Raw genomic sequence first — 6,643 nt, 5'->3', positions numbered from 1 at the left:
ACCCCTTTAATTGCGGCTAGCTCGGCAGGTAACGTAGATGTAATTCGGCTCTTGGCCCCCATTTCCAAGCTTAACGCCCAGAATAAGTCGGGTAACACCGCACTACATTCTGCGGTCTTGGCGAACAATGCCTCTGCAGTCCAAGCACTTTTACAGGCCGCTTGTGACGTCGAGATTCGCAATGAAGAAAGCTTAACGCCTTTGATGTTGGCGGTTGAGACCGCTGGGAGGGAAGTTGTTGATTCGCTTGTGGACGCGGGCGCCAAACTTAATCGGCGAGACAAATTCGGTGTGTCCGTTATCGAGCGCGTCGAAGCGTCGGGGCGCGCCGATCTCAAACATCTGCTAGGGCGCTAACGATTAGAAAACGAAGGTATCGATTTGGATGAGGCTCTGAGGTAACCTTGGGGTTGGATCTCTGGAGTACATCAAATGATACGTTTTGTAGTAATAGCGTCATTCGTCTTTCTTTCCGTCAGTGCCTTGGGTGCTATGCCGGCTACTATGCAAAAAGATGGCTACATAAAAGGCTACGGTCCCTTTGTGCCAGTACAAGAAGACTGGCCGGTCTCTCGTGATACCCAATTTAAGGTGGTTTTCGATTTGGCGAAGGCGGCGGCCCCGGGTGAGATTAACAAAACGATCTTAGCTGCCGCTCGTTTCATGAACATGCACGTCGATGCAGGCTTTGCTGCGGAGAATATCCAAATTGTGGTAGTGGTGCACGGCAGTGGTGGGGATGATGTCGGTAATGATACGTACTATGAAGAAAAGACCATGCACAAAAATGCCAACGCCCCCTTGGTCAAAGCGTTAGCTGATAAGGGCGTGCAATTCATCGTCTGTGGGCAAAGCGCGGCGTTTTATGGCATGGCGAAAACAGATTTCTTACCCGAGGTCCAGATGGCATTGTCAGCGATGACAGCCCACGCGGTCTTGCAGCAACAGGGATATACCGTTAATCCGTTCTGACCTGTGCCAAAATCGTTGTTAGAGATGCTTGACTAAAGAGGCCGATTTTTTTGTTGTGCTCATCCTAATATGGCTCATCATGACGGTTGAGTACTTTGGGGAGTCCGGAAAAATAGCCCGTACTTGAACGAGCTGATAGTTGAGCGTTGGTAGAGTACGATCAGCGCAACCATCAACGCGAGCACCTCCGCGATAGGCGCTGAGTACCAAATAGTTTTCACACCTAAGTACTGACTGAGCAAGAATATCAACGGAATCGAGAAACAGTAGGTTTTGACGATGCTCATGACGGCGGCGCGCTTAGCATCACCAATGCTTTGAAATAGCATGCCAACGACCATCAAGGGTCCCATTAGCGATAACGCGGCTGTCCAGATTGGCAGAATATGATCAACTCGAGTGATAACTTCGGGCGCATTGACGAACCACGAGCCAATGCTTGCACTTAAATGCAGAATAAGCCCTTGAACTGCGCATCCGTAAAGCAGAGAGACCCACAACGCGGTTTTTATGGCATCGTTGGTGCGATCATACTGTTTAGCGCCGTAGGTATTGCCGACGATACTTTGAAAAGCAAGACTTAGCCCCAGAAGGGGCAAAAATACAAAAGTCATTACACGATTGATAATGCCATACGCGCTGACTGTGACCTCGTATTGATCGGGAGGGAGTGATTGCAAATTGTACAGGATCGCACCTGAAGCCAGCGCTAAGCCTATGTAACGCAGGCTTGAGGGCGCTCCTAGGCTGATAAAGCGAATCCAAAGATTAACGCGTGAGCTGAACTTTATAAACGGTAGATTAAGGGCAGTGCGCTGCTGCAATCGGAAATAGCCCAGCGCTAGAAGCCCGATAATTTGTGCGCACACAGTGCCGTAGGCCGAGCCCGAAACCCCCCACTTAAGCTTCACAATAAATACATAATTTAAGACCGCGTTTAGGCAGACTACCACCAACGATAAGGTGGTCATAAACCGTATGTTGCCCTCGCATCGCAGCGAATCGCCATTAACAGCCAATGCAAATGAGATGGGGGTGGCGTAGGCCATGATCAATAAATAATCGTGGCTTAATGCGGCGAGCTCGATTTGCCCTTGATTGATCGCCAGCGTTAGCGTTTTCCCGTAATGTAAAAAGAATCCTATGAGCACGCCACTGACCAAGATCGACAGAGACAAGGCCTGAGCGTAAGTCTCGCGAGCGTGTATATAGTCTTTGGCGCCCAGAGCCCTAGCCATAATGCTAGCAAAGCCATTCGCGACCAAAGTGGATAGTGCAACAAAAAATAGGGTGGCGGGAAAGGTTGCCGTCACAGCAGCGAGTGCCTCAGCGCCCACAAAAACGCCCAAGAAATAGGCGTCAATGAGATTGAACGAGCCATTTACTAACATCATAAAAATAATGGGCAGGGCCGTCTTAATGAAAACTTGGCGCGTCGAGCCGACTAAATAAGCGTTGTGGGTGACCATTATTTATCCATGACTTCTAGGAATCGCTAAGTGCTGCCCTTAGGTTTACCGACAATTTGGATCGTGATTATCGACTTCCGGCCTGGTTGGGTCAAACGGCTTCTCCCGGGTCCAGCATCATCTTGCTAGAAGTTCAATGTTCATCGATTACGCTTATGTCATAGTGCTAGAGCAGGTCACTTTACGTTTCAGGCTTTTATTTGCGCCACAACGAAAAAGGCCCCCAAGTGGGGGCCTGCGTGTTTGTGAGCGGAAGGAGATTAGAACGAGTATTCCGCGGAGATTGCCCATGTGCGGGGCGCCGTGTAGCCGCCGTTGGCCATGACCGATATATCAAACGTATTGATTAGCTGGCGTTCATCAGAAAGGTTTTTACCTTCTACTGCAAAGCGCCATTTTTCATCGGCAGTGGTGTACGCAGCCATGGCATTGTACGTCCAATAATCGTCGCCTTTTTGCGCGGTCTTAATCGGATTTGTCAGATCAATCGGTGAGTTGAGATACATTTCGTCTTGGAAGCTCGCATCACCAGAGAGTGTTAAGTTACCGCTGGCCATTTCCGTGCGATACAACGCGCGGATCTGTCCGGTCCATTCGGGCGCGTAACCTAGCTCGGTTGTGGGCGCTTTGTTGATGAAGCTACCGTCCGCTTGTTGCTCGGGGAACTCGTCAACGGTTTGGTCTAGATAACCTACGTTGGCATTAATCAGTAAACCTTCAATAGGTGTCTGCCAAGTAAGCTCTGCCTCGAAGCCCTCTGACGAAACTTTACCGACGTTACGTGTGAGCGATACTAAGTCTCCCTGTGTCAGGATAATAGTTTGCATCTGCTTATCTTCATAGTCGTTCATGAAATACTCAGCGTTGAAACGCAACTTGCCATCCGCAAAAGTCGACTTCACACCGAAGGATACAGTGGCAACCGTTTCCGGATCATAGGCCTCATTATTCGTCGTGTTCGCGTTAAAGCCGCCCGCTTTAAAACCCTGTGAGTACCCTAAATACACCATGGTGTCGTCACTGAGGCTGTATTTTACTCGGGCATTTGGAGTGAACTCAGTCCAACTGTCCGTCGCGTAAAGGTCTTCGACGGTGGTGACTGATACGAATTGAGACGCGCCTGGAACAAATGCAACGAAATCCCCATTGCCTTGGCCTGCAAAGAACGCATTCATTTGCGCCATGGCAGCCGCTACAGCGCCCTCCATGCCGGGTTTGATGGCCATCGGCAGGCGACCACCAGCAACCAAACTCGAAACGACAAGCGCGTAATAATCGCGTTGGTAACGGGTCGAAGAGTCTTGTGTTTTCTCGTCTTCGGTCCAGCGGGCCCCAAGAGACAGTTGCAGTGAGTCGCTCACATCCCAATCGACGTTGCCATAGATAGACGTCGAAGTAACGTCGCGATTGTCACGGAGGCTTTCACCTGTTTGGTTGAGGACCCCGCGCAAGTATGGTGTTTGCGGGGTGCCACCACCATCCTGATCGAACTCCCCATCGAGGTAGTAAAGACCAGCGACCGCTTGAATATTGTCACTGCTATAGTTCAGCTGCAGCTCCTGGCTAAAGTCTTTGCTATTCAAACCGTCCCGCAGCGTTTGAATCCAAAGCTGCTCGCTTGTGTCAAAATCGTAAACCTGAGTTGAGGTCATATCGCGCAGGGCAGTGATTGATTTGAGAGATAGCGAATCATTCACCTCCCATTTGAGGGTGACATCGACATTCTGTTGCTCGAACCCATACTTATCAAAGTCTTGATAGGCGGTTGATACTGAGTCTATGTCTGTCGGGATTGTGGTGTCGTGAGGGCCTAAAGGTAGCCCGGGTGAAACGCCAGTCAAACCAAACGAGGAGAAGAAGCTGTCTGCCGTATAGGCGATTGCAGTCAATCCACCGATGGACGCAGGAGCAAACGCAATTCGGTTTGGCAGTACGGGCATAGAGCTGTCTTTAACATAAGACGCGTTCAATTTGACACTCAGCGCGTCTGAAGCTTGCCACAGCAACGCAGCTCGCGCGGCTTGCATGTCTTTATCCCAAAACTCTCTATCGTCGACGGTATTTTGCTGCCAACCATCGCGCTGCACATTGGTGACGGCAAAAGAGCCGCTTAAGTTATCGCTTAATGGACCCGAGAAGCTTGCTTTGATGCGATTATAAGAGTCAGAGCCAAACTTTACTTCGACCGAGCCAGTGGGCTCATCACTGGGGTCACGCGTTATATAACGGATGGCGCCACCAATGGTATTTCTGCCGTACAGATGCCCCTGAGGGCCTTTCAGAATTTCGATCCTTTCGATATCGAGTAGCTCTAACATCCCACCAGTGGTCCGCTCAGAGTATACGTCATCGACATAGATCCCAATGCCTTGGTCATAGCCAGGGTTGTTACCGATACCGCGCATGAACACGCCTATACCGCCGGCCACCAGACCGCTAGTTTCGTGCACCTGGACGTTGGGGCTCATGCGTCCCACCTCGACGAGGTTGTCAATTTGTGCGTTGCGGAGTTCCGTTTGCGAGAATGCCGAAATGGACATAGGAACATCTTGCAGGTTTTCGCTGCGCTTCCTGGCAGTCACGACAACTTCTTCCAGTGCGCTCACGTCTGCGAGTACCGGAGTGGTATCTATCGTAATAGCTGCCAACACTGCGAGCGTAAGCGCTGATTTATGCGTTGCGTGTTTCATATCAACTTCCCATTATTGCCGTTATCGTTAGTCTAAACGCACGCTTGAGGGGTGCGCTGTGGCCAAGGTACCAGACCGGTTGGTACCGTCAATATTCCAAATGGAGTATATCGAGCCTGTCGGGTTCCTTGGTCGTATCGACCCCCTCAGTGGTCACTTAAATTGCACGGTAAGCGCGATGATTGAGTGCAGCTAAGACTTGACGTATGGTGTGAGCCTAAACCAATAACGAGATTTAATCATGACGACAACTGTAAAAAGCTACGCTGCCTTTGATCCTGATTCATCATTGGGAGCGTGGGATTTAGAGCGCAGAGTCACCGAACCGAAAGATGTTGCTATAGAGATCCGCTTCTGCGGAGTTTGTCACAGCGATTTGCACTCAGCCAAAAACCACTGGGGGAATACCCACTACCCCTTAGTGCCAGGCCATGAAATCGTTGGCGTCGTTTCCGAAGTGGGCAGTGACGTTACCAAATACAAAGTGGGTGACTGGGTAGCTGTGGGTTGTTTGGTGGACAGCTGTGGCCAATGTGGCTCTTGCCACGAAGATGAAGAGCAGTACTGTGAACGGGGCTCTATCGGCACTTACGGTGCTGTTGGACGTGATGGCAAGCCCACGCAAGGTGGCTACTCTCAGAAAATCGTCGTCGTCGAGGACTTCGTGCTGCGTGTGCCAGAGGGTCTCGATCCCGCGTCGGCAGCTCCCTTGCTCTGTGCGGGCATTACCTCGTATTCTCCTCTAAACTTTCATAAAGTCGGTCCGGGGATGAAAGTCGGCGTGATCGGCTTGGGCGGATTAGGCCACATGGCGCTTAAGTTTGCCGTGGCCATGGGGGCTGAAGTAACCATGTTTACCACCTCGGCGTCCAAGCGTGAAGAAGCCGCACGACTCGGCGCGCATCATGTCGTTTTATCAACTGAGCGTGCTGAAATGAAAGCGACCTTCAATACGCTCGATTTGATTGTTGATACCGTTCCAGTGCCTCACGATTTGGGTGGCTACATACGCTGTTTGCGCCGCAATGGCAATTTGGTGATGACGGGCCCCATTGGTTTACAAGAGCCGCCATTAAACAATGGGTTGTTGATGATGGGGCGTAAAGCAGTATCGGGCTCTGCCATTGGTGGGATCGCGGAAACACAGCAAATGTTGGATTTTTGTGCCGAGTCAGGTGTCACATGCGAAGTGGAAATGATCGCGATGGATTACATTAACGAGGCTTACGAACGCCTTGAGAAGAATGACGTTCACTATCGATTCGTCATCGACATGGCAACGCTTTAAATACCCGTGTCATTGGGCCTCAGCGGCCCTTTAACGCCTCGAGTTGCTCTTTTTTGTTAGAAGGCACGGTACTGAATCGGTCGGTGTAGTGCTTTCTCCAATCAGGAGATGGCAGAGGCAGCTGCTGGCTGTCAGTGGTTCGTGACGGCGTAAATATCGGAACTGGCTGTGTTGTTCGAATTTGCTCCAGCCAAAACACGCCATCGTACTCACCGCTGTTGCCC

The 6,643-nt window shown here is 50.7% G+C and carries 5 protein-coding genes and 1 pseudogene; 3 read left to right on the top strand and 3 right to left on the bottom strand.

Annotated elements, in window-relative coordinates; genetic code table 11:
• Both ACTF5Z_RS06730 and ACTF5Z_RS06725 read left to right on the top strand, forming a co-directional pair.
• The coding region (locus tag ACTF5Z_RS06730; RefSeq protein ID WP_438984980.1) for an ankyrin repeat domain-containing protein at positions 1 to 357 on the top strand (357 nt) is incomplete at its 5' end.
• Positions 358 to 432: 75 nt separating this feature from the next.
• Entirely contained in the window at positions 433 to 972 is a 540-nt protein-coding gene (locus ACTF5Z_RS06725; protein WP_438984979.1) for a DsrE family protein, read from the top strand.
• Between the two features lie 77 nt (positions 973 to 1,049).
• Here ACTF5Z_RS06725 and ACTF5Z_RS06720 read toward each other — a convergent pair whose 3' ends face one another.
• Both ACTF5Z_RS06720 and ACTF5Z_RS06715 read right to left on the bottom strand, forming a co-directional pair.
• On the bottom strand, positions 1,050 to 2,441 hold the full coding sequence (locus ACTF5Z_RS06720; RefSeq protein WP_423849852.1) for an MATE family efflux transporter: 1,392 nt from the start codon (positions 2,439 to 2,441) through the stop codon (positions 1,050 to 1,052).
• Positions 2,442 to 2,701: 260 nt separating this feature from the next.
• Complete coding sequence (locus ACTF5Z_RS06715; protein WP_438984978.1) at positions 2,702 to 5,131, bottom strand: TonB-dependent receptor; 2,430 nt, start codon at positions 5,129 to 5,131, stop codon at positions 2,702 to 2,704.
• Between the two features lie 241 nt (positions 5,132 to 5,372).
• On the opposite strand from ACTF5Z_RS06715, the gene ACTF5Z_RS06710 reads away from it, so the two are divergent.
• Complete coding sequence (locus ACTF5Z_RS06710; protein WP_438984977.1) at positions 5,373 to 6,419, top strand: NAD(P)-dependent alcohol dehydrogenase; 1,047 nt, start codon at positions 5,373 to 5,375, stop codon at positions 6,417 to 6,419.
• A 19-nt stretch (positions 6,420 to 6,438) separates the two neighbouring features.
• Here the strand turns inward: ACTF5Z_RS06710 and ACTF5Z_RS06705 are convergent.
• Positions 6,439 to 6,643, bottom strand: a pseudogene (locus ACTF5Z_RS06705) (FG-GAP repeat domain-containing protein); the annotation flags it as partial.

It is taken from the genome of Aequoribacter sp. (genome assembly GCF_965659035.1).
Lineage (GTDB): Bacteria > Pseudomonadota > Gammaproteobacteria > Pseudomonadales > Halieaceae > Aequoribacter.
Note: the sequence above shows the minus strand (reverse complement) of the source record. Positions and strands in the feature narration are given on the sequence as shown.

Bases quoted from the DNA above. Each gene is read 5' to 3' on its own strand.
- ACTF5Z_RS06725 (WP_438984979.1), top strand. From the start codon at position 433: ATGATACGTTTTGTAGTAATAGCGTCATTCGTCTTTCTTTCCGTCAGT.
- ACTF5Z_RS06720 (WP_423849852.1), bottom strand. From the start codon at position 2,441: ATGGTCACCCACAACGCTTATTTAGTCGGCTCGACGCGCCAAGTTTTC.
- ACTF5Z_RS06715 (WP_438984978.1), bottom strand. From the start codon at position 5,131: ATGAAACACGCAACGCATAAATCAGCGCTTACGCTCGCAGTGTTGGCA.
- ACTF5Z_RS06710 (WP_438984977.1), top strand. From the start codon at position 5,373: ATGACGACAACTGTAAAAAGCTACGCTGCCTTTGATCCTGATTCATCA.